The sequence below is a fragment of the Variovorax paradoxus genome (assembly GCF_030815975.1).
GTDB classification, from domain to species: Bacteria; Pseudomonadota; Gammaproteobacteria; order Burkholderiales; family Burkholderiaceae_C; genus Variovorax; species Variovorax paradoxus_N.
The window spans coordinates 4851747-4873574 of record NZ_JAUSXL010000002.1; the positions used below are offsets into that span (position 1 = coordinate 4851747).

The following is a 21828-nucleotide window of genomic DNA, read 5'->3' on the forward strand; positions in this document are numbered from 1 at the left end:
CTTCAGTCCTCCCGGGTGCCGAGCAGGCCCTTGGGCCTGAAGATGAGGATCAGCACCAGGAACAGGTACGGCAGGATCGGCGCGACCTGCGAGATCGTGAGCTTGAGCAGCTCGTAGCCGAAGGTCTGGTCGGTCACCGTGACGCCCAGCATCTGCAGGCCGCCGGCAAACGACTGGTCCATGGCCACCGCAAAGGTCTGGATGATGCCGATCAGCAGCGACGCCAGGAACGCGCCGGCCAGCGAGCCCATGCCGCCGACCACCACCACCACGAAGATGATCGAGCCCACCGAGGCCGCCATGGCGGGTTCGGTGACATAGGTGTTGCCGCCCACCACGCCCGCAAGGCCCGCGAGCGCGGCACCGCCACCGAACACCAGCATGAAGATGCGCGGCACGTTGTGCCCCAGCGCCTCGACCATGTCGGGGTGCTTGAGCGCCGCCTGGATCACCAGGCCGATGCGCGTGCGCGTGAGCAGCAGCCACACCGAGATGAGCATCAGCACCGCCACCAGCATGATGAACGAGCGCGACTTGGGAAACTGCGTGCCGTACAGCGAGAACAGCGGGCCTTGCAATTGCGGCGGCAGGCCGTAGGGCACGGTCGAGCGCCCCCAGGCGAGCTGCACCAGTTCGAGAATCAGGTACGAAAGGCCGAAGGTCACCAGCAGTTCGGGCACGTGGCCGAACTTGTGGACCCGGCGCAGGCTGTAGCGCTCGAAGGCCGCGCCCAGGAGGCCCACCAGCAGCGGCGCAATGAAAAGCGCGGGCCAGAAGCCGATGATGCCCGAGAGCGTGTAGGCGATGTAGGCACCCAGCATGTAGAAGCTGGCATGCGCGAAGTTGAGCACGCCCATCATGCTGAAGATCAGCGTGAGGCCGGAGCTCAGCATGAACAGCAGCAGCCCGTAGCTGACGCCGTTGAGCAGCGAGATGACGAAGAATTCGACGTTCATCGGTCTTTCGTGTCAGGTAAAAAAAGAAAAAAGGCCCGAGTGTTGAAGTCGGGCCTGGACCGCTCGGCGCGCGATCAGGCGATCACGAATTGTTGGGCCGCTTCATCTGGCACGACGTGGGCGTGCTCGCAACGTAGGCCTCGTAGAACTTGACGGGCGCCAGCGTGTAGCCGGTGTTCTCCGGGCTGTAGGGGTTCTTGGCATCAGCCTTCTGCCAGCGCGTGATCCACAGGCCCTGCTGCAGCTGGTGGTCCGACTTGCGCATCTCGACATCGCCGTTGAAGCTTTTGAACTTCATGCCTTCCATGGCGGCCGCCACCTTGACGGGCTCGGTCGACTTGGTGCGCACGAAGGCTTCGCTGAGCATGGCATACACCGTGTAGATGTCGGTGGTGTACATGTCGTCGTTGAACTTCTTCTTGAACTCGTTCATCAGCGGCTGCACCGGGCCGGGCGCGTTGTAGTGGCTGTAGCCCACCTGGTACACCTTGCCGTCCGAGGCCGCACCCATGGCGGTGGGCGTGCCGTTGGTCACGGCGTAGTAGGTGTAGAACTTGACGTTCAGGCCCGAGTCGTTGGCCGACTTGATGAGCAGCGCGAGGTCGGAGCCCCAGTTGCCGGTGATGACCGAATCGGCGCCCGAGGCCTTGATCTTGGCGATGTAGGGCGAGAAGTCGCGCACCTGCGCGAGCGGATGCAAGTCGTCGCCGACGATCTCGATGTCGGGGCGCTTGTCCTTGAGGTTCTGCTTGGCGAACTTGGACACCTGCTGGCCATGCGAGTAGTTCTGGTTGAGCAGGTAGACCTTCTTGATTTCCGGCTGGTCCTTCATGAAGGCCGTCAGCGCTTCCATCTTCATGGAGGTGTCCGCGTCGAGCCGGAAGTGCCAGTAGCTGCACTTGCTGTTGGTCAGGTCGGGGTCCACGGCCGCGTAGTTGATGTAGAGCACTTCCTTGCCGGGGTTGCGGGCGTTGTGCTTCTCGAGCGCATCGATGATGGCCAGTGCCGGGCCGGAGCCGTTGCCCTGCACCACGTAGCGCGCGCCCTGGTCCATGGCCGAGCGCAGCGCGCTGGTGGTTTCCTGCGGGCTCAACTTGTTGTCGATGGCGATGACCTCGAACTTCACGCCGGCCGCGTTCTTCTTGTTGAACTCTTCGGCCAGGAACTGGAAGGTCTTGAGCTGGTTGGTGCCGACGGCGGCCATCAGGCCCGACAGCGGATCGAGCCAGGCGATCTTCACGGTTTCGCCCTTCTGGGCCAGGGCGCCGGCGGCGCTCGCTGCAAGGATGGATGCGGTAGCGATTTTCAGAGCGAACTTCACGATCTATTTCTCCTGGTCAAACCGGTTCAAATGCCGCACGAGAGTACAAGCGTTTGCAGGCCCACCCCTCAGGGAATGCCCGGAGGGGACGGCCGCAAAGGCCCGTTTCTATCGCGCAGGCGACACTGCATTTCTCCAAGCTGCTACCGGCCGGTAGGCAGCTGCTACCGGCGGGTAGGAAACGCGCTCACATGGATGCTCAGGGGCGCTTCATCTGGCAGGTGGTGGGCGTGCTCGCCACATACGACTCGTAGTACTTCACGGGGACATTCGTGTAGCCGGTGTTCTCGGCGTCGTAGGGGTACTTGGCGCTGGCCTTTTCCCAGCGCGCGATGTACAGGCCCTGCTGCAGCTGGTGGTCGGCCTTGCGCACCTCGACCTCGCCGTTGAAGCTCTTGATCTTCATGCCTTCGAGCGCCGCGGCCACCTTGACCGGGTCGGTCGACCTGGTCTGCGCGAAGGCGGTATCGAGCAGCGCGAACGCGTGATAGATGGAGGCCTGCGTCAGGTCGTCGTTCATCTTCTTCTTGTAGCCGGCGAGAAGCCGCTGGATCTCGCCGCCCATGTTGTAGTGGGCATAGGCCACGGTGTAGACCTTGCCCTCGGAGGTGGCGCCCATGGCGGTGGGCGTGCCGGCGCCCGGCGCATAGTAGGTCAGGAACTTGACGTTCAGGCCCGAGTCGTTGGCCGCCTTGATGAGCAGCGACAGGTCGGAGCCCCAGTTGCCGGTGATGACGGTGTCGGCGCCCGAGGCCTTGATCTTGGCGACGTAGGGCGAGAAGTCGCGCACCTGCGCGAGCGGATGCAGGTCGTCGCCGACGATCTGGATGTCGGGGCGCTTGGCCTTCAGGTCTTCCTTCGCGAACTTGGACACCTGCACGCCGTGCGCGTAGTTCTGGCCCAGGATGTAGACCTTCTTGATGTCGGGCTGGTCCTTCATCCAGGTGGTCAGCGCCTCCATCTTCATGGAGGTGTCGGCGTCGAGGCGGAAATGCCAGTAGCTGCACTTGCTGTTGGTGAGGTCCGGATCGACGGCCGCGTAGTTCATGTACAGCAGCTCCTTGCCCGGATTGCGCGCGTTGTTCTTCTCGACGGCGTCGATGATCGCGAGCGCGGGGCCGGAGCCGTTGCCCTGCAGGATGTAGCGCGCGCCCTGGTCCTGCGCGGAGCGCAGCGCGGCGGTGGTTTCCTGCGGGCTGAGCTTGTTGTCGATGGCGATGATCTCGAACTTCACGCCCGAGGCATTCTTCTTGTTGAACTCTTCAGCCAGGAACTGCGTGGTCTTGAGCTGGTTGGTTCCTACCGCCGCCATCAGGCCCGACAGCGGATCGAGCCAGGCCACTTTGACGGTCTCGCCCTTCTGGGCGAGTGCGGCCGCCATGCCGACCCACATGGCACAGGCGGCTGCTGACTTGATGGCAAATTGCATGAAGAATCTCCGGAGTGAAAGGCGGGATGCCAGCGTACAAGCGGCCTTTTCTCCACCGCACAGGGATTGCCCGGAAGAAAGCCCGCCGAAGCGCCCTTCCTATCGCATGCGCGACAGTGCGATGGGGCCTTGGCGCTGCGTCAGCACGTGGGCAGCTTGTAGTCCTTGAGCAGTTCGCGCAGCCTGGTCTTGAGGATCTTGCCGGTGGCGCCGATCGGAATCGCTTCGACGAACACCACGTCGTCGGGAATCTGCCACTTGGCCGTCTTGCCCTCGTAGAACTTCAGCAGCTCTTCGCGCGCGACTTCCGCGTTGGGCTTCTTCACCACTGCGATGATCGGCCGCTCGTCCCACTTGGGGTGGTACACGCCGATGCAGGCGGCCATGGCGACGGCCGGGTGCGCGACGGCAATGTTCTCGATCTCGATCGAGCTGATCCACTCGCCGCCGGACTTGATCACGTCCTTGCTGCGGTCGGTGATCTGCAGGTAGCCCTCGGGGTCGATGGTGGCGACGTCGCCGGTGGGGAACCAGACGCGGCCCTGCTCGTCGGGGATGAGCGGATCGCCGCCCTCGCCCTTGAAGTATTCCTTCACGATCCACGGGCCCTTGACCAGCAGGTCGCCGTAGGCCTTGCCGTCCCAGGGCAGTTCCTTGCCGTTGCCGTCGACGATCTTCATGTCGACGCCGAAGATGGCGCGGCCCTGTTTCATGCGGATCTGCAGCTGCGCATCGGCAGGCAGCGACAGGTGCTTGTTCTTGAGCGTGCACAGCGTGCCCAGCGGACTCATCTCGGTCATGCCCCAGGCGTGCAGCACCTCGACGTTGTAGTTCTGCTGGAACGCCGTGATCATGGCCGGCGGGCAGGCCGAGCCGCCGATCACCGTGCGGTTCAGCTTGCTGAACTTCAGGCCGTTGGCCTGCATGTGGCCGAGCATCATCTGCCACACGGTGGGCACGCCGGCCGCGAAGGTGACGCCTTCGGCTTCGATCAGCTCGTACACCGACTTGCCGTCGAGCGCCGGGCCGGGAAACACGATCTTGCAGCCCACCAGCGCGGCCGAGTACGGAATGCCCCAGGCGTTGACGTGGAACATCGGCACCACCGGCAGCACCGAGTCGCGCGCCGAGAGGTGCATGACGTCGGGCAGGGCCGCGGCATAGGCATGCAGCATGGTCGAGCGGTGGCTGTAGAGCGCGGCCTTCGGGTTGCCCGTGGTGCCGCTCGTGTAGCACATGCTCGAGGCCGAGTTCTCGTCGAAGGTGGGCCAGTCGTAGCTGGTGGGCTGCCCGCCGATCCAGCCTTCGTAGCTCACGAGACCGGGCACGCCGCTGTCCGCCGGCAGCTTGTCGGCATCGCACAGCGCAATCCATTTCCGGACCGTGGGGCACTTGGCATGCACCGCCTGCACCAGCGGCAGGAAGCTCAGGTCGAAGCACAGGATCTGGTCTTCGGCATGGTTGGCGATCCAGGCGATCTGGTCGGGGTGCAGGCGCGGATTGATGGTGTGCAGCACGCGGCCGCTGCCGCTCACGCCGTAGTACAGCTCCAGGTGCCGATAGCCGTTCCAGGCCAGCGTGGCGATGCGGTCGCTGAACAGCAGCTGCTCGCCGTCCAGTGCATTGGCCACCTGCCGGGCACGCGATGCAATACCGCCCCAGGTCGTGCGGTGGATATCGCCCTCGACCCGGCGCGAGACGATCTCGCCGTCGCCGTTGTGGCGCTCGGCGAAATCGATCAGCGACGAGATCAAAAGCGGTTGGTCTTGCATCAAACCCAGCATCTATGGACTCCTCAAAGAAATGACTTCATGAAAGCTTGCGAACAACGGATTCACGCAAGCTTCGGCAACTTCCACAATGACACAAACCCGCACTGCCGGATTGAACGGAGCGGCTCAGTGGTGCACCTGATCAAGGCACGGCCTGCACCGGCGTGACCACGGCCGCCGAGGGCGTGGCGTCGAGCCGCAGCTGCGACGGCCATGTCGCCCAGGTTGCACCGAGTTCGGGCGTGTTCGGGTCGCCCTTGCGCATGAAGGCGCCGATGCTGGCCATGACGGCGTTGGACAGGGCGAGCCGGCCCGGCTGGTTGGCCTTGCCGCCCATCACGTTGCTGAGCAGCGAGCCGCCGAAGTTGCCGAACACGAACGGCAGGTCGAACGCATGCGAAGCCCCGTACACGTCGTTCCACGGCGAGGGCTCCTGCGCCCAGTCGAGGCGGTAGTGCCAGATGTTCGGCTGGCGCGTCTTCATGGTGTTGAGCAGGTTGTCGCGGTTGGCCTCGAAGAGCCCCTTCGTGATGACGGCGGTCGCCGCGTTGTAGCCCGTGCCGGGCGTGTCTACCGGAAGGTAGAACGGATCGATGATGTCGGCCGCCGTGAGCGTGGGAGGTGCGTCCGGATCGAAGTCGAACATCATCGAGAAGCGCTGGGCATCAGTGACGATCCAGCCCGGCTTCGGGAAGCCGATGGTTCCCAGCAGCGACGCGAAGAGCTTGCCCTCGTCGCGCGTGTTGCCCGCGAGCATCGGCACCTTGACGTAGTTGTCGGCGGCGATCGCGCCGATCGGATCGACAGGCAGCACCGTGCCGTCGGGAATGGGCGCAACGCTGCCCAGGCCGTTGGCGACCACCGTGGCCAGCATCGCGCCACCCTCCTGGGCGCGCAGGTATTCGGCGATCTGCGCCGGCGTGCGCGTGCCGATATAGGCCTTGGCGGCGGCTGGGTCGGCGGTGGTGCCATCGGCCACGAGCAGTTTCTCCAGGATCGACTGGCCCTGCGCGTGCGAGATCGATGCAGGAACCAGCGTAGGCAGCGTCCCCGGCGGCAGGTTGCTCGCAAGCGAAATCCCGCCGCTCATCTCGAAGGCCTTGTGAAAGAGGCCCCTGGCCATCGGCGAGGTCATCACCGCCAGCAGGTTGGTGGCGCCGGCCGATTCGCCCGAAAGCGTGACGTTGCCCGGATCCCCGCCGAAGTTGGCGACGTTGTTCCGGATGAAGCGCAGCGCCGCCATGTTGTCGAGCAGCGCGAAGTTGCCCGAGTCGTCGCCCGCGGTGCCGCCCGGGCGCAGCTGCGGCACGTTCAGGAAGCCCAGGATGCCCAGGCGGTAGCTGGCGGTGATGACCACCGCGTTGGCGGCCTTCGCCAGCCGGGCGCCGTCGTAGAGCGGATCGGCCGTGTAGCCCGAAATATTGCTGCCGCCGTGCACGAACAGCAGCACCGGCAGGTTCTGCTCGCTCGTGGCCGGGCGCCAGATGTTGACGAACAGGCAGTCCTCGCTGCCGACCGGCTTGCCCAGCATGGCGCCGATGCTGGCGTCGTAGGTGTTGTTGGCGCCGGGGCCGAAGAGGCGACCGATCTGCAGGCAGGCATTGCCGAACTTCATGGCCGGGCGGATGCCGCTCCACGCCTCGGGCGCCACCGGAGCGCGCCAGCGCAACGCGCCGACCGGCGGCTGGGCGAAAGGAACGCCCTTCCAGAACCATGTGCCCGTGTTGGCGCTGTCGTCCACGCCTTCGATCTTGCCGGCCACGGTGTCGCGCACCATGGGGCCATCGGCAGCTGGGGGCGGCGGGGCCGGTGGTGGCGGCGCGGTTGGAGTGATCGGCAGGAACGAAAACGACGAGCCCGAAGAGCCGCCGCCGCAGGCCACGAGTGCCATGCAGGCCGCCGCGGCCAGCGCCCGCGTTGCTGCTGCCGTTCTTGCCGCACCCTGGTTCTCTGGCCGTGCCTGTACCGCTGCTCTCAGTGCCGTATTCATTTTTTGTCTCCACACCGGGTTAATCGGAATTCCTGCCTCCGTGTCCAGTGGCCATACTCCGGCCCGCCGAACCCGTAAAAAATTCTAGGAACGCACGCCGTTTCCGTCGCTATCGCAAGCGCGCCAAATCAATGACTTCAGGAGCCTCCATGCCGCACGCCCCGCGCCGACCGCAACGCCGGCCCGGCTGCGCGCAGCAGCCGGAGCTTCGGACCAGCTCGGCCGCCTGGCTCGAAGGCGTGCTCTCCATGTTCGAGGCCGAAGGGCTCGACGTGCCTTCGCTGCTGCGCGACGCCGGTTTCGACCCCGACTCGCTGCACCGCCAGAACGCGCGCGTGCCGGTCGACGAGGTCTCGGTGCTCTGGCAACTCGCGGTGGCGCGCGCCGGCAAGCCCACGCTGGGCCTCGCCCGCGACCTGGCCGCCACGCACAGCAAGCTGGGCACGGTCGGCCACGCCATGGCCTGCAGTGCAGACCTGGGCGCGGCGCTCACCCGGCTCACGCGCTACATGGCGGTGATCTCGGACGCGACCGCCTTCTCGATGCAGCCCGAGGCGCGCGGCTGCTGGATGGTGATGGAGCACACCGGCGGCAGCCTCCCGATTCCGCGCCGGCGCGTCGAATACGCCCTGCTGACCGTCTTCATGCAATGCCAGTGGCTCACGCGGCGCGAGCTGCAGCCGCTGGCCCTGGAGTTCATCTACCCGCCGCCGGCCCACGACCGGCTGCACCGCGAGGCCTTCGGCTGCGCCATCCGCTACAACGCGCCGGCCAACCGCCTGCTGCTGTCGGCGGCCGACATGGCCATGCCGCTGCCCACCCACCATCCGGCGCTCGGCGAGATGCAGGAGCATCTGCTGGACGACCAGCTGAACCTGCTGGGCCAGACCACCACCAGCACCCTGGTGTGCGCCGAGATCGCACGGCGGCTGCCGCACGGGGAACCGCGCCGGCAGGACGTGGCCGCCGGTCTCGGCCTCGCGGAGCGCACGCTGCAGCGGCGGCTGCAGGAGGAGTCGGTGTCGTTCCAGTCGCTGCTCGACCGCACCCGCCGCGAACTGGCGCAGCAGTACCTGGCGCAAGACCGGCACACGCTCACCGACGTGGCCGACATGCTCGGTTTCGTCGACAGCAGCAACTTCTTCCGCGCCTGCAAGCGCTGGTTCGGGTTGCCGCCCGCCCAATACCGGGCGCGGATCTGGGACACGCCGGCGCTCGCCCACTGAGAGGGTTCGAATCCCCGATGGCCCGCGCCGCAAGGGGTCTCGCGCTCTGCCGGACAATCCGGGCATGAGCTTGCTTGCCGAAGACACCGCCGCCGCGGACCTGGGATTGCGCTGGAAACCCGGTTTCGGGGCGCTGGGCCCCGCCTTTCTCACCCAACTGCGGCCGACACCCCTGCCCGATCCCTACTGGGTGGGCCACAGCGAGGCGGCGGCGCGCATGCTCGGCCTGCCGGCCGATTGGCGGCAATCGGACAGCACGCTGTCCGCCCTCACGGGCAACCTCCCCGTCGCCGGCACGCAGCCCTTCGCCACGGTGTACAGCGGCCACCAGTTCGGCGTCTGGGCCGGCCAGCTCGGCGACGGCCGCGCGATCATGCTCGGCGAAACCGAGGGCGGCCTCGAAGTGCAGCTCAAGGGCGCGGGCCGCACGCCCTACTCGCGCGGTGCCGACGGCCGCGCCGTGCTGCGCTCCAGCATCCGCGAATTCCTTTGCAGCGAGGCCATGCATGGCCTGGGCATTCCGACCACCCGCGCGCTCTGCGTCACGGGCTCCGACGCCCGCGTGTACCGCGAAGTGCCCGAATCCGCCGCCGTCGTGACCCGTGTGGCGCCCAGCTTCATCCGCTTCGGCCACTTCGAGCACTTTGCGGCCAACCAGCGCGACGCCGAACTGCGCGCGCTGGCCGACTACGTCATCGACCGCTACTACCCGGCCTGCCGCACCACCGATCGCTTCAACGGCAACGCCTACGCGGCCTTCCTGGAAGCCGTGAGCGAGCGCACCGCCGCCCTGCTGGCGCAGTGGCAGGCCGTGGGCTTCTGCCATGGCGTGATGAACACCGACAACATGAGCATCCTCGGGCTCACCATCGACTACGGGCCGTTCCAGTTCCTGGACGGCTTCGATCCGCGCCACATCTGCAACCACAGCGACACCAGCGGCCGCTATGCCTTCAACCAGCAGCCCAACGTGGCCTACTGGAACCTGTTCTGCCTGGCGCAGGCCCTGCTGCCGCTGATCGGCGACCAGGACATCGCGGTCGCCGCGCTGGAGTCGTACAAGACCGTGTTCCCGAGGGAATTCGAAGCCCGCATGCGCGCCAAGCTCGGACTCGCGGAGCCGGCCGAAGGCGATCGCGCGCTCATCGAGGGTGTGCTGAAGCTGCTGGCCGCCGAAAGGGTCGACTACACGATCTTCTGGCGCCGCCTTTCGCAGCACATGGCCGGCGGCCCTGCCGAGCCGGTACGCGACCTGTTCCTGGACCGCGCGGGCTTCGATGCCTGGCTGCTATCCTTTTCAGAGCGCCATGCGGAACTGCCGCGTCCGGAAGCCGCAGCCCTGATGCTCAAATCGAATCCGAAGTACGTGTTGCGGAACCACCTGGGGCAGCAAGCCATCGAAGCGGCAAGCCAGAAGGACTTCTCGGGTGTGGCAACCTTGTTGGCCCTGCTCGAAACCCCATTTGAAGAACATCCCGGCGCCGATGCCTATGCCGGGTTCCCGCCCGATTGGGCCTCCACGATCGAAATCAGCTGCTCATCATGACCACCCCCGTACAGAAAACCGACGCCGAATGGAAAGCCCTGCTCGCCGAAAAAGGCGCCGAGCCCGCGGCCTTCGAGGTCACGCGCCATGCGGCCACCGAACGGCCCTTCACGGGCAAGTACGAGGCGGTTTGGGATGACGGCACCTACCACTGCATCTGCTGCGGCGCCAAGCTGTTCGAATCGACCGCCAAGTTCGACGCGGGCTGCGGCTGGCCCAGCTTCTCCGAAGAAGCCGTGCCGGGCGCCATCCGGAACATCGTCGACCGTTCGCACGGCATGGTGCGCACCGAGAACGTCTGCGCCAATTGCGGCGCCCACCTGGGCCACGTGTTCCCCGACGGCCCCACCGAAACCGGCCTGCGCTACTGCATGAACTCGGCCTCGCTCGACTTCAAGAAAAAATGAAACTGATCCTCGACTTCTTTCCGATCCTGCTGTTCTTCGGCGCCTACAAGCTGGCCGACATCTACACCGCCACCGGCGTGCTGATGGCCGCCACCGTGCTGCAGATGGGCATCATCTACGCCATGGAGCGCAAGCTGCAGGCCATGCAGAAGGCCACCCTGGTGCTCATTCTGCTGTTCGGCACGCTCACCCTGGTGCTGCACGACGACCGCTTCATCAAGTGGAAGCCCACGGTGCTCTACGGCGCCATGGCCATTGCGCTGGCGGTGGCGCTCTGGGCGCTGAAGAAGAACTTCCTCAAGATGCTGCTGGGCTCACAGCTCCAGCTGCCGGACCGCATCTGGGGCCGCCTGAACGTGGCGTGGATCGGCTATTGCCTCTTCATGGCGGTCATCAACGGCTACGTGGCGGCGTACTTCACCACCGAGGCCTGGGTCAACTTCAAGCTCTGGGGCTACGTGTTCCCGATCGTGTTCCTGGTGGCGCAGGGCCTCTACATCTCGCCGCACCTCAAGGGCGACGACAAGCCCGCGGCATGAGCGCAGCCGTGAGCCACCCCCTCCCCCTGCCGACCGCACGCGACCTCGAGGCGGCGCTGCGCGAAGCGCTCCAGCCCACCACGCTCGAGGTGATCGACGAAAGCGGCGCCCACGCCGGCCATGCGGGCGCCAACGCCGAGGGCCGCGGCAGCCATTTCCGGGTTCGCATTGCTTCCCCACTGTTCGAAGGGAAGCCCCGCGTGGCGCGCCATCGCCTTGTGTATGATGCCCTCCAGGTTTTTATCGCGCAGGGTCTGCACGCCATCGCCATCGAGGTGCTCTGAATCCGTCGATTGCCGGCACGCCGCCGATGCGGCCAGGGCGGCCCGGCCCCATTTCTTCTCGCTCCTCCTCTCCTCCGCTTTTTTCCACGCGCTTTTCCTACACGCGCATTTCCCCCCAGCCTGATATTCATTCCATGAAAAAACAACTCTTGCAGGCCGTTGCGGCCGCAGCGCTGCTCGGTGCGATCCCCCTGGCGGCCATGGCGCAGAACGCAGCCATCGTCAACGGCAAGCCCGTGCCCAAGGCGCGCATGGACGTGCTGGCCCAGCAGCTGGCGGCAGCCGGCCGGCCGGTCACGCCGGAAATGCAGGGCCAGCTGCGCGAGGAAATCGTCGCGCGCGAAGTGTTCATGCAGGAAGCGCAGAAGCAGGGCCTGGACGCCACCGACGACTACAAGAACCAGCTCGAACTCGCCCGCCAGGCCATCCTGATCCGCGCGCTGTTCGAGAACTACCGCAAGACCAGCCCCGTCTCGGACGCCGACGTGAAGGCCGAGTACGACAAGTTCGTGGCGGCCAACGGCGGCAAGGAATTCAAGGCGCGCCACATCCTGGTCGAAACCGAAGACCAGGCCAAGAAGATCATGGCCGACCTGAAAAAGGGTGCCAAGTTCGAGGACATCGCCAAGAAGCAGAGCAAGGACCCGGGATCGGGCGCCAACGGCGGCGATCTCGACTGGGCCAATCCGGCGAGCTTCGTGCCCGAGTTCTCGGAAGCGATGATCAAGCTCAAGAAGGGGGAAACGACCCCTGCGCCGATCAAGACGCAGTTCGGCTACCACATCATCCGCGTCGACGACATCCGCCAGGCGCAACTGCCGAAGCTGGAAGAAGTGCAGCCGCAGATCACGCAGCAGCTGCAGCAGCAGCGCCTGCAGAAGTACCAGGAAGAGCTGCGCGCGAAGGCAAAGGTCGGAGTAGCGCCCGGGCGTTCCTTTCGCCAAAAAAAAAGCGGCCCGCGGGCCGCTTTTTCGTTCCGGGCCCTTTCGATCAGCCGACCCAGCGGCGCGCGTTGCGCCAGATGCGCATCCACGGGCTCAGTTCGCTGCGGTCGCCCGGCGTCCAGCTCATCTGGATGTTGCGGAACACGCGCTCGGGGTGCGGCATCACGGCCGTGAAGCGGCCGTCGGGCGTGGTCACCGAGGTCAGGCCGCCCGCGCTGCCGTTGGGGTTGAACGGGTACTGCTCGGTGGGCTGGCCGTGGTTGTCGACGAAGCGCATGGCCGCAATGGCCTTGGCGGCGTCGCCGCGGTGCTTGAAGTTGGCATAACCCTCGCCATGCGCCACCGCGATCGGCAGGCGCGTGCCGGCCATGCCCGCAAAGAAGAGGCTCGGCGATTCGAGCACTTCGACCATCGACAGCCGGGCCTCGAAGCGCTCGCTCTGGTTGGTGGTGAAGCGCGGCCACGCTTCGGCGCCCGGAATGATGTCGGCCAGTTCGGCGAACATCTGGCAGCCGTTGCACACGCCCAGGCCGAAGGTGTCTTCGCGGCCGAAGAAGGCCTTGAACTGCTCGGCGAGCTTCGGGTTGAAGGTGATGCTGCGCGCCCAACCGATGCCCGCGCCCAGCGTGTCGCCGTAGCTGAAGCCGCCGCAGGCGACCACGCCCTTGAAGTTGGCGAGGTCCGCCCTGCCCGCCTGCAGGTCGGTCATGTGGACGTCGTAAGCCTCGAAGCCGGCTTCGGTGAAAGCGTAGGCCATCTCGACATGCGAGTTGACGCCTTGTTCGCGCAGGATGGCGACCTTGGGGCGCGACTGGAGGATGGCGGGGGCGTCGAGGCCGCTGCCCTCACCCCGGCCCTCTCCCAGAGGGAGAGGGAGGAATACGTGCATGCCGGGGTCCGAAGGCTCACCGGCGGCGGCGTGCTCGGCATCGGCGCAGGCGGGATTGTCGCGCTCGCGCGCGATCTTCCAGCTGACCGAATCCCAGACCTGGTGCAGGTCGTGCAGGCTCGCGCTGAACACCGACTTGGCGTCGCGCCAGACTTCGAGCTTGCCCTTGCCGGCATCCATCGTGGAACTGGCGGGCCGGGTCTTTCCGACGAAGTGGCTGTGGGCGCTGAGGCCGTGGGCGCGCAGCACCTGCATCACCTCGTTGCGCTCTTCGGTGCGCACCTGCAGCAGCATGCCGAGCTCTTCGTTGAACAGCGCCTTGAGCGTGAGCTCCTCGCGCCGCGCGCTGACCTGCTGCGCCCAGTTCTTGGCGTCGCCGGTTTCCATGCGGCTGTCGGAAATGCCGTCGCCTTCGGTGACGAGCATGTCGACGTTCAGCGCCACGCCGACGTGGCCGGCAAAGGCCATTTCGCAGACGGTGGCGAACAAACCGCCGTCGCTGCGGTCGTGCATGGCCAGGATCTTGCCGCCGGCGCGCAATGCATTCACGGCATTGACCAGCGCGACGAGTTGCTCTGGATCGTCGAGGTCGGGCACGGTGTCGCCGCTCTGGCCGAGCGTCTGCGCCAGGATGCTGCCGGCCATGCGGTGCTGCCCGCGGCCCAGGTCGATCAGCACCAGCGTGGTGTCGGCTTCGGTGGCGTCGAGCTGCGGTGTGAGCGTGCCGCGCACGTCGGCCAGCGTGGCGAAGGCGGTCACGATCAGGCTCACGGGCGAGGTGACCTTTTTCGCTTCGCCGTTGTCCTTCCACTGCGTGCGCATCGACAGCGAATCCTTGCCGACCGGAATCGATACGCCCAGCGCCGGGCACAGTTCCAGGCCCACGGCCTTGACCGTTTCGTATAGCGCGGCGTCTTCGCCGGGCTCGCCGCAGGCGGCCATCCAGTTGGCCGAGAGCTTGACGCGCGAGAGTTCGATCGGCGCGGCCAGCAGGTTGGTGACGGCCTCGGCCACGGCCATGCGGCCCGAGGCCGGCGCATCGAGCGCGGCCAGCGGCGTGCGCTCGCCCATGCTCATCGCCTCGCCGGCGAAGCCCTTGTAGTCGGCCAGCGTCACGGCGCAGTCGGCCACCGGCACCTGCCAGGGGCCGACCATCTGGTCGCGATGGCTCAGGCCGCCCACGGTGCGGTCGCCGATGGTGATCAGGAAGCGCTTGGAGGCCACGGTCGGATGCGCGAGCACGTCGATGGCGGCCTTCTGCAGGTCCACGCCCGTGAGGTCGAGCGGCTTGAAGGTCCGGGTGACTGTCTTCACGTCGCGGTGCATCTTGGGCGGCTTGCCGAGCAGCACGTCCATCGGCATGTCGACGGGCTGCACGGCGGCGCCTTCGTCGGCCACCAGCAGTTGGCGTTCTTCAGTCGCCACGCCAACCACCGAGAACGGGCAGCGCTCGCGCTCGCAGAAGGCCTTGAACTGTTCGAGCGATTCGGGCGCGATGGCCAGCACGTAGCGCTCCTGGCTTTCGTTGCACCAGATTTCCTTGGGCGCCATGCCCGACTCTTCGAGCGGCACGGCGCGCAGGTCGAAGCGCGCGCCGCGGCCGGCGTCGTTGGTCAGCTCGGGGAAGGCATTGCTCAGGCCGCCCGCGCCCACGTCGTGGATCGCGAGGATGGGGTTGGCCGCGCCCTGCTGCCAGCAGTGGTTGATGACCTCTTGCGCACGGCGCTCGATCTCGGGGTTGCCGCGCTGCACCGAGTCGAAATCGAGCTCGGCCGCGTTGGCGCCCGTGGCCATCGAGCTTGCGGCGCTGCCGCCCATGCCGATGCGCATGCCGGGGCCGCCGAGCTGAATCAGCAGCGAGCCGGCCGGAAAGTGGATCTTCTTGGTCTGCGTGGCGTCGATGCTGCCGAGGCCGCCCGCGATCATGATGGGCTTGTGGTAGCCGCGCTGCACCGTATCGAGGTCGCTCGCCACCGTCTGCTCGTATTCGCGGAAGTAGCCCAGCAGGTTGGGCCGGCCGAATTCGTTGTTGAACGCGGCACCGCCCAGCGGGCCCTCGGTCATGATCTGCAGCGGGCTGGCGATGTGCTCGGGCTTGCCATAGTGGCCCTCTTCCGGCCAGAGCTTGGATACGGTGAAGCCCGTCAGGCCGGCCTTGGGCCTGGAACCGCGGCCGGTGGCGCCTTCGTCGCGGATCTCGCCGCCCGCGCCGGTCGAGGCGCCGGGGAATGGCGAAATGGCGGTCGGATGGTTGTGCGTCTCGACCTTCATCAGCACATGGCTCAGTGTGCTATCTTTTTGATAGCTCTGCGAATCCGAAGCCGGAACGAAGCGCTCGACGGTGGTGCCTTCCATCACCGAGGCGTTGTCCGCATAGGCGATCACCGTGTGCTGCGGGTTCTGCTTCTCGGTGTGGCGGATCATCGAGAACAGGCTTTGCGGCTGGGCCTTGCCGTCGATGGTGAAGCTGGCATTGAAGATCTTGTGGCGGCAGTGCTCGCTGTTGGCCTGCGCGAACATCATCAGCTCGACGTCGCTCGGGTTGCGCCCGAGCCGGGTGAAGGCGTCGACCAGGTAGTCGATCTCGTCCTCGGCCAGCGCCAGGCCGAAGCCCGTGTTGGCCGCCACCAGCGCGGCGCGGCCGCCGCCCTGCACGTCGACCAGCGCCATAGGCTGGGCCGGCAGCTCGCTGAACAGGCTGGCGGCCTGCGCGACCGTGGCCAGCACCGATTCGGTCATGCGGTCGTGCAGCGGGCCAGCCACGGCCGCGAGCAGGTCGCCTTCGAGCACGGGCGCCTTGCCGATCAGCGGGGCCTTGAGCTTCAGGTGGTATTGCGTGACCCGCTCGACCCGGCGCAGCGCCAGTCCGCAGTTGTGGGCGATGTCGGTAGCCTTGGAGGCCCAGGGCGACACGGTGCCCAGGCGGGGCGTGACGACCACCGAGGTGCCCGCCTTGGCCGGGGCCTCGAAGGGCTCGCCGTAGGTCAGGAGCGCGGCGAAGCGCTCATGGTCGACCGCGTCGAGCGCCGCATCGGTGACCACCAGGTGCACGAAACGGGCGCTGATGCCCTCGATGCGCGCATCGATCGCCTGCAGCTTCGGCAGCAGTTGCCGCGCGCGGAAATCGCTGAGTGCGCTGCCGCCCTCGAAAAGGGTTACGACGGGAAGGGCTTGAGGTGCGGGCTGCGTCACGGTCGAGTGGAGGCCTCGAGGGCCACGTTGGGAATCAAGAAAACGAGGCGGATACCCGCTGACTGGGGGCATCCGCGTAAGCCCTGAATTTTAGCCGGGTGAATGGGATAATTCCGGGATGAGCATTACCTACAAAGACGCCGCAGGCATCGAAGCCATGCGCGTCGCCTGCCGCCTGGCTTCCGAGGTGCTGGACTACCTCACGCCCCTCATCAAGCCCGGCATCACGACCAACGACGTCGACCGGCTCGCCGCCGAATACATGGTCAAGCAGGGCACCACCTCGGCCACGGTGGGCTACATGGGCGCCAGCAGCGTGCCTTTTCCGAAGTCGCTCTGCACCTCGGTCAACCACGTGGTCTGCCACGGCATTCCCAATGACAAGCCGCTGAAAAAGGGCGACATCATGAACGTCGACGTGACCGTCATCAAGGACGGCTGGTTCGGCGACAACAGCCGCATGTACATCATCGGCGACGCTTCCATCGCGGCCAAGCGCCTGTGCTCGATCACCTTCGAAGCCATGTGGCACGGCATCCTGCAGGTGCGCCCGGGCGCGCACCTGGGCGACGTGGGCCATGCGATCCAGAAGTTCGCCGAAGGCCAGGGCTTTTCGGTGGTGCGCGAGTTCTGCGGCCACGGCGTGGGCCAGCGCTTCCACGAAGAGCCGCAGGTGCTGCACTACGGCCGTCCGGGCACGCTGGAAGAACTCAAGCCCGGCATGATCTTCACCATTGAGCCGATGATCAACGCAGGCAAGCGCGAGGTGAAGGAAGACTTCAAGGGCGGCCAGTACGACGGCTGGACCATCGTCACGCGCGACCACTCGCTGTCGGCGCAGTGGGAACACACGGTGCTGGTCACCGAAACGGGCTACGAGGTGCTCACGCTGTCGGAAGGCAGCCCGCCCCTGCCCTCGTTCGTCACTTCCACGAAGACGTGAGCCGCGCGAGCGGCGCACGGCCAGGGACACCGCCGTGATCGAACCAGCCAAGATCGATGTCGCCACCTTGCGCGAAGCCTATCGCGCGAAAAAGCTGGCGCTGTTTGACACCCTGCGCCTTGCGCGCGCGCCCACGCGCAGCGTGCACACGGTGCTGCGGCAGCTGTCGGCTCTGGCCGACCAGACGCTGTGCGCGCTCTGGCGCGAAGCCGATTTCGGCGACTCGCTCGCGCTGGCCGCCGTGGGCGGCTTCGGCCGCGGCGAGCTGTTCCCCTATTCCGATGTCGACGTGCTGCTGCTGCTGCCGCCCGAGGGCGAGGCCGGCGCGATCGATCCGGCCCGCGTCGAGGCCTTCATCGGCCACTGCTGGGACGCGGGGCTTGAAATCGGCTCCAGCGTGCGCACCGTCGACGAGTGCCTGGCCGAGGCCGAGAAGGACGTCACGGTCCAGACCTCGCTGCTCGAGTCGCGGTTGATCACGGGCAACAAGAAGCTCTTCGTGGCGTTTCGCAGGCGCTTCGCACGGGCCATCGATCCGCAGGCCTTCTTCGTGGCCAAGTCGCAGGAAATGCGCCATCGCCACCAGAAGTTCGACAACACGCCCTATGCGCTCGAGCCCAACTGCAAGGAATCGCCGGGGGGCCTGCGCGACCTGCAGACCATCCTCTGGATGACCAAGGCCGCCGGCTTCGGCAGCCGATGGGACGACCTCGCCAAGAACGGCCTGGCCACCTCCTTCGAGGCGCAGCAGATCAAGCGCAACGAAGCGCTGCTTTCGCTGATCCGCGCGCGCCTGCACGTGATCGCCAACCGGCGCGAGGACCGCCTGGTGTTCGACCTGCAGACCGCTGTGGCGGCAAGCTTCGGCTACGAGAGCGAATCGCAACGCAAGTCGAGCGAGGCGCTGATGCGGCGCTACTACTGGGCGGCCAAGGCGGTTTCGCAGCTCAACCAGATCCTGCTGCTGAACATCGCGGAGCGGCTGCAGCCGGTGGACGAGCAGCACACGCCGATCAACGAGCGCTTCTTCGAGCGCGCGGGCCTGATCGAAATTGCGAGCGACGACCTCTACGAGCGCGAGCCGCACGCCATTCTCGAAACCTTCCTGCTCTACCAGAAGACCATCGGCGTGAAGGGCCTGTCGGCACGCACGCTGCGCGCGCTCTACAACGCGCGCCACGTCATGGACAGCAAGTTCCGCAACGACCCGGTCAACCACCAGACCTTCATGCGCATCCTGCTGCAGCCCTACGGCATCACGCATGCGTTCCGGCTCATGAACCAGACCTCGGTGCTGGGGCGCTACCTGCGGGTGTTCCGCAGCATCGTGGGGCAGATGCAGCACGACCTGTTCCATGTGTACACGGTGGACCAGCACATCCTGATGGTGCTGCGCAACGTGCGGCGCTTCTTCATTGCCGAGCATGCGCATGAGTACCCGTTCTGCTCGCAGCTCGCGGCGGGCTGGGACAAGCCATGGATCCTTTACGTGGCGGCACTGTTCCACGACATTGCCAAGGGCCGCGGCGGCGACCATTCCACGCTCGGCGCGCGCGACGTGCAGCGCTTCTGCAAGCAGCACGGCATCGCGCGCGAAGACTCCAGGCTGATCGAATTCCTGGTTGCAGAGCACCTGGTGATGAGCCAGGTCGCGCAGAAGCAGGACCTGAGCGACCCCGAGGTGATCGGCGCCTTCGCCAGGCGCGTGGGCAACGAGCGCTATCTCACGGCCCTCTACCTGCTGACGGTGGCCGACATCCGCGGCACTTCGCCGCGCGTGTGGAATGCCTGGAAGGGCAAGCTGCTCGAAGACCTGTACCGCTTCACCCTGCGCGCGCTCGGCGGCCGCATGCCCGACCCCGATGCCGAGGTCGAATCGCGCAAGCGCGAGGCGCTGGTGCAGCTTGCCCTGCATGCCCAGCCCTTCGAGGCCCACAAGGCCCTGTGGGCCACGCTCGACGTCGGCTACTTCATGCGCCACGACGCCACCGAGATCGCCTGGCATGCCAAGCAGCTCTCGCGCTTCGTGCCGCCGCCCAACATGCCCGTCGATCCCAAGGCGCCGCCGATCGTGCGGGCGCATCTTTCGCCGGTGGGCGAAGGCCTGCAGGTGGTGGTCTACACACCCGACCAGCCCGACCTGTTCGCGCGCATCTGCGGCTACTTCGACCAGTCGTCGTTCAGCATCCTCGACGCGAAAGTACACACCACGAGCAACGGCTACGCGCTGGACACGTTTCAGGTGGTGACCACGTTCCTGCCCGACCACTACCGCGACCTCATCAGCATGGTGGAGTCGGGCCTGGCGCACACGCTCACCGCCGCCGGCCCCCTGCCCCCGCCCAGCATGGGCCGCGTGTCGCGGCGCGTGCGCAGCTTTCCGATCAAGCCGCGCATCAGCCTCTTGCCCGACGACAAGGCGCAGCGCTGGCTGCTCAACATCTCGGCCAGCGACCGCGCCGGGCTGCTGTATTCGGTGGCGCGCGTGCTCGCACGGCACCACCTGAATCTGCAGCTCGCCAAGGTCACCACGCTGGGCGAGCGCGTGGAAGACACCTTCCTGATCAGCGGGCCGGAACTGCAGGGCCAGAAGACGCAGCTGGCCATCGAGACCGAGCTGATGGAAGCGCTGGCCTCCTGAGGCACTGAGGCACGCTTGCCGCTTGTTTCATCCGCAGGCGCATCCTGCGGCATGATGTTGCCGACTTGATTCAACTCGAACGGCAACACTCGACATGAGCCAGAAAACCAATCCCCTCGCAGGCCAGCCCGCACCGCTGGACCTGCTCGTCAATGTCCCGCGCCTCGTCTCGGCCTACTACACGGGCCGGCCCGATCCCTCGGTGCCTTCGCAGCGCGTGGCTTTCGGAACCTCGGGCCACCGCGGCTCTTCCTTCGACAACGCATTCAACGAATGGCATGTGCTGGCCATGAGCCAGGCCATTGCCGACTACCGGCGCCAGAAGGGCATCGATGGTCCACTGTTCCTCGGCATCGACACGCATGCGCTTTCGACGCCCGCCTTCAACAGCGCCGTGGAAGTGCTGGCGGCCAACGGCGTCGAGCTGATGCTGTCGAAGGACGACGAGTACACGCCCACGCCCGCGGTTTCGCACGCCATCCTGGTCTACAACCGCGGACGCACGGCGGGGCTGGCCGATGGCATCGTGATCACGCCCTCGCACAACCCACCCGAAAGCGGCGGCTTCAAGTACAACCCACCCAACGGCGGCCCCGCGGGCACCGACATCACTTCGGCGGTCGAAGCAGCTGCCAACAAGATGCTGGCGAACGGACTCGAAGGCGTGAAGCGCATCCCGCTGGCACAGGCGCTGCGCGCCTCGACCACGCACCGCCACGACTACCTGAACACCTACGTCGAAGACCTCGCGCAGGTGCTCGACATGGACGCGATCCGCGGCGTGGAGATCGACCTGGGCGTCGACCCGCTGGGCGGCGCCGGCGTGCACTACTGGCCGGCCATCGCCGAGCGCTACAAGCTCGAGCGCCTCGAGGTGCTCAGCCAGGAGGTCGACCCCACCTTCCGCTTCATGTCGCTCGACTGGGACGGCCGCATCCGCATGGACCCGTCCTCGCCCGACGCGATGCACAAGCTGATCGCGCTGAAAGACCGCTTCGGCATCGCCTTTGCCTGCGACACGGACCACGACCGCCACGGCGTGGTCGCGCACAGCACCGGCTTGATGCAGCCGAACAGCTACCTCGCGGTGATGATCGATTACCTGTACACGCACCGCCCGCAGTGGCCGGCGCAAGCGGCCGTCGGCAAGACGGTCGTCAGCAGCCAGATGATCGACCGCGTCACGGCCCGGCTCGGCCGCAAGCTCTACGAGGTGCCGGTGGGCTTCAAGTGGTTCGTCGATGGCCTGGTGGATGGATCGCTGGGCTTCGGCGGCGAAGAAAGCGCGGGCGCGACCTTCCTGCGCTTCGACGGCTCGGCATGGACCACCGACAAGGACGGCATCGTGCCCGCCCTGCTCTCGGCCGAGATCGCCGCGCGCACAGGGCGCGACCCTGGCGAACGCTACGCCGAGCTGACAAAAGCGCTGGGCCAGCCGGTGTCCGACCGCGTGGATGCGGCAGCCACGGTCGAGCAGAAAAAGAAACTGTCGAGCCTGTCGCCGCAGCAGGTCAGTTCGACCGAACTGGCGGGCGACAAGATCGAAGCCGTGCTGAGCCATGCGCCGGGCAACGGCGCAGCCATCGGCGGCGTGAAGGTCGTCACCGCCAACGGCTGGTTCGCGGCGCGGCCATCGGGCACCGAGAACATCTACAAGATCTACGGCGAGAGCTTTCTCGGTGCCGAGCACCTGGGCCGCATCCTCGAGGAAGCGCAGCTGCTGGTGGACAAGGCGCTGGCGGGCTGAGG

At 66.5% G+C, this 21828-nt stretch carries 14 protein-coding genes and 1 pseudogene; 9 read left to right on the plus strand and 6 right to left on the minus strand.

Going from position 1 to position 21828, the window contains the following annotated elements; translation table 11 throughout:
* Positions 1-2 precede the first annotated feature (2 nt).
* The 5 genes from QFZ47_RS26585 to QFZ47_RS26605 form a co-directional block, all read right to left on the minus strand.
* Complete coding sequence (locus QFZ47_RS26585; RefSeq protein WP_307658486.1) at positions 3-956, minus strand: branched-chain amino acid ABC transporter permease; 954 nt, start codon at positions 954-956, stop codon at positions 3-5.
* Positions 957-1038: 82 nt separating this feature from the next.
* On the minus strand, positions 1039-2277 hold the full coding sequence (locus QFZ47_RS26590; RefSeq protein ID WP_307658487.1) for a branched-chain amino acid ABC transporter substrate-binding protein: 1239 nt from the start codon (positions 2275-2277) through the stop codon (positions 1039-1041).
* 199 nt (positions 2278-2476) lie between these two features.
* The gene (locus QFZ47_RS26595; protein ID WP_307658488.1) at positions 2477-3706 is read right to left on the minus strand and encodes a branched-chain amino acid ABC transporter substrate-binding protein; all 1230 of its coding nucleotides are present in this window, start codon (positions 3704-3706) and stop codon (positions 2477-2479) included.
* A 140-nt stretch (positions 3707-3846) separates the two neighbouring features.
* Positions 3847-5490: a 3-(methylthio)propionyl-CoA ligase gene (locus QFZ47_RS26600; protein ID WP_307658489.1), complete on the minus strand. Its 1644-nt coding sequence runs from the start codon at positions 5488-5490 to the stop codon at positions 3847-3849.
* Positions 5491-5620: 130 nt separating this feature from the next.
* The gene (locus QFZ47_RS26605; RefSeq protein WP_307658490.1) at positions 5621-7468 is read right to left on the minus strand and encodes a carboxylesterase/lipase family protein; all 1848 of its coding nucleotides are present in this window, start codon (positions 7466-7468) and stop codon (positions 5621-5623) included.
* A gap of 149 nt (positions 7469-7617) precedes the next feature.
* Between QFZ47_RS26605 and QFZ47_RS26610 the strand changes: the two genes are divergently transcribed.
* The 6 genes and pseudogenes from QFZ47_RS26610 to QFZ47_RS26635 form a co-directional block, all read left to right on the plus strand.
* Positions 7618-8694: an AraC family transcriptional regulator gene (locus tag QFZ47_RS26610; protein WP_307658491.1), complete on the plus strand. Its 1077-nt coding sequence runs from the start codon at positions 7618-7620 to the stop codon at positions 8692-8694.
* A gap of 64 nt (positions 8695-8758) precedes the next feature.
* On the plus strand, positions 8759-10240 hold the full coding sequence (locus tag QFZ47_RS26615) for a protein adenylyltransferase SelO (RefSeq protein WP_307658492.1): 1482 nt from the start codon (positions 8759-8761) through the stop codon (positions 10238-10240).
* Positions 10237-10647: a peptide-methionine (R)-S-oxide reductase MsrB gene (gene msrB, locus QFZ47_RS26620; protein ID WP_307658493.1), complete on the plus strand. Its 411-nt coding sequence runs from the start codon at positions 10237-10239 to the stop codon at positions 10645-10647. The genes QFZ47_RS26615 and msrB overlap by 4 nt, the downstream gene beginning before the upstream one ends.
* The gene (locus QFZ47_RS26625; RefSeq protein WP_307658494.1) at positions 10644-11186 is read left to right on the plus strand and encodes a septation protein A; all 543 of its coding nucleotides are present in this window, start codon (positions 10644-10646) and stop codon (positions 11184-11186) included. The genes msrB and QFZ47_RS26625 overlap by 4 nt, the downstream gene beginning before the upstream one ends.
* Positions 11183-11470 carry a BolA family protein gene (locus QFZ47_RS26630; RefSeq protein WP_307658495.1) on the plus strand — a complete coding sequence of 96 codons (288 nt, stop codon included), beginning with the start codon at positions 11183-11185 and terminating at the stop codon, positions 11468-11470. Before QFZ47_RS26625 ends, QFZ47_RS26630 begins: the two co-directional genes overlap by 4 nt.
* 134 nt (positions 11471-11604) lie before the next feature.
* A pseudogene (locus tag QFZ47_RS26635) lies at positions 11605-12384 on the plus strand (peptidylprolyl isomerase); the annotation flags it as partial.
* 76 nt (positions 12385-12460) lie between these two features.
* Here QFZ47_RS26635 and purL read toward each other — a convergent pair.
* A complete protein-coding gene (gene purL, locus QFZ47_RS26640) occupies positions 12461-16495 on the minus strand; it encodes a phosphoribosylformylglycinamidine synthase (protein ID WP_307658496.1) in 4035 nt (1344 codons plus the stop codon).
* A 118-nt stretch (positions 16496-16613) separates the two neighbouring features.
* Here purL and map point away from each other — a divergent pair, with 118 nt between their 5' ends.
* The 3 genes from map to pgm all read left to right on the plus strand — a co-directional run bounded on the left by map (position 16614) and on the right by pgm (position 21826).
* On the plus strand, positions 16614-17438 hold the full coding sequence (gene map, locus QFZ47_RS26645) for a type I methionyl aminopeptidase (RefSeq protein ID WP_124957859.1): 825 nt from the start codon (positions 16614-16616) through the stop codon (positions 17436-17438).
* Positions 17439-17472: 34 nt separating this feature from the next.
* Positions 17473-20079 (plus strand): [protein-PII] uridylyltransferase, encoded by a 2607-nt coding sequence (locus tag QFZ47_RS26650; RefSeq protein ID WP_307658497.1) that lies wholly within the window; start codon positions 17473-17475, stop codon positions 20077-20079.
* A gap of 94 nt (positions 20080-20173) precedes the next feature.
* Positions 20174-21826, plus strand: coding sequence for a phosphoglucomutase (alpha-D-glucose-1,6-bisphosphate-dependent) (pgm, locus tag QFZ47_RS26655; RefSeq protein ID WP_307658498.1), 1653 nt, complete (start codon positions 20174-20176; stop codon positions 21824-21826).
* The last annotated feature ends 2 nt before the right edge of the window (positions 21827-21828 follow it).

What these genes read in the sequence shown, in the direction of transcription:
- map (WP_124957859.1), top strand. Translation starts at nt 16,614, where the DNA reads ATGAGCATTACCTACAAAGACGCCGCAGGCATCGAAGCCATGCGCGTC.
- QFZ47_RS26615 (WP_307658492.1), top strand. Translation starts at nt 8,759, where the DNA reads ATGAGCTTGCTTGCCGAAGACACCGCCGCCGCGGACCTGGGATTGCGC.
- QFZ47_RS26595 (WP_307658488.1), bottom strand. Translation starts at nt 3,706, where the DNA reads ATGCAATTTGCCATCAAGTCAGCAGCCGCCTGTGCCATGTGGGTCGGC.
- QFZ47_RS26630 (WP_307658495.1), top strand. Translation starts at nt 11,183, where the DNA reads ATGAGCGCAGCCGTGAGCCACCCCCTCCCCCTGCCGACCGCACGCGAC.
- msrB (WP_307658493.1), top strand. Translation starts at nt 10,237, where the DNA reads ATGACCACCCCCGTACAGAAAACCGACGCCGAATGGAAAGCCCTGCTC.
- pgm (WP_307658498.1), top strand. Translation starts at nt 20,174, where the DNA reads ATGAGCCAGAAAACCAATCCCCTCGCAGGCCAGCCCGCACCGCTGGAC.
- QFZ47_RS26585 (WP_307658486.1), bottom strand. Translation starts at nt 956, where the DNA reads ATGAACGTCGAATTCTTCGTCATCTCGCTGCTCAACGGCGTCAGCTAC.
- QFZ47_RS26605 (WP_307658490.1), bottom strand. Translation starts at nt 7,468, where the DNA reads ATGAATACGGCACTGAGAGCAGCGGTACAGGCACGGCCAGAGAACCAG.
- QFZ47_RS26625 (WP_307658494.1), top strand. Translation starts at nt 10,644, where the DNA reads ATGAAACTGATCCTCGACTTCTTTCCGATCCTGCTGTTCTTCGGCGCC.
- QFZ47_RS26600 (WP_307658489.1), bottom strand. Translation starts at nt 5,490, where the DNA reads ATGCTGGGTTTGATGCAAGACCAACCGCTTTTGATCTCGTCGCTGATC.
- QFZ47_RS26610 (WP_307658491.1), top strand. Translation starts at nt 7,618, where the DNA reads ATGCCGCACGCCCCGCGCCGACCGCAACGCCGGCCCGGCTGCGCGCAG.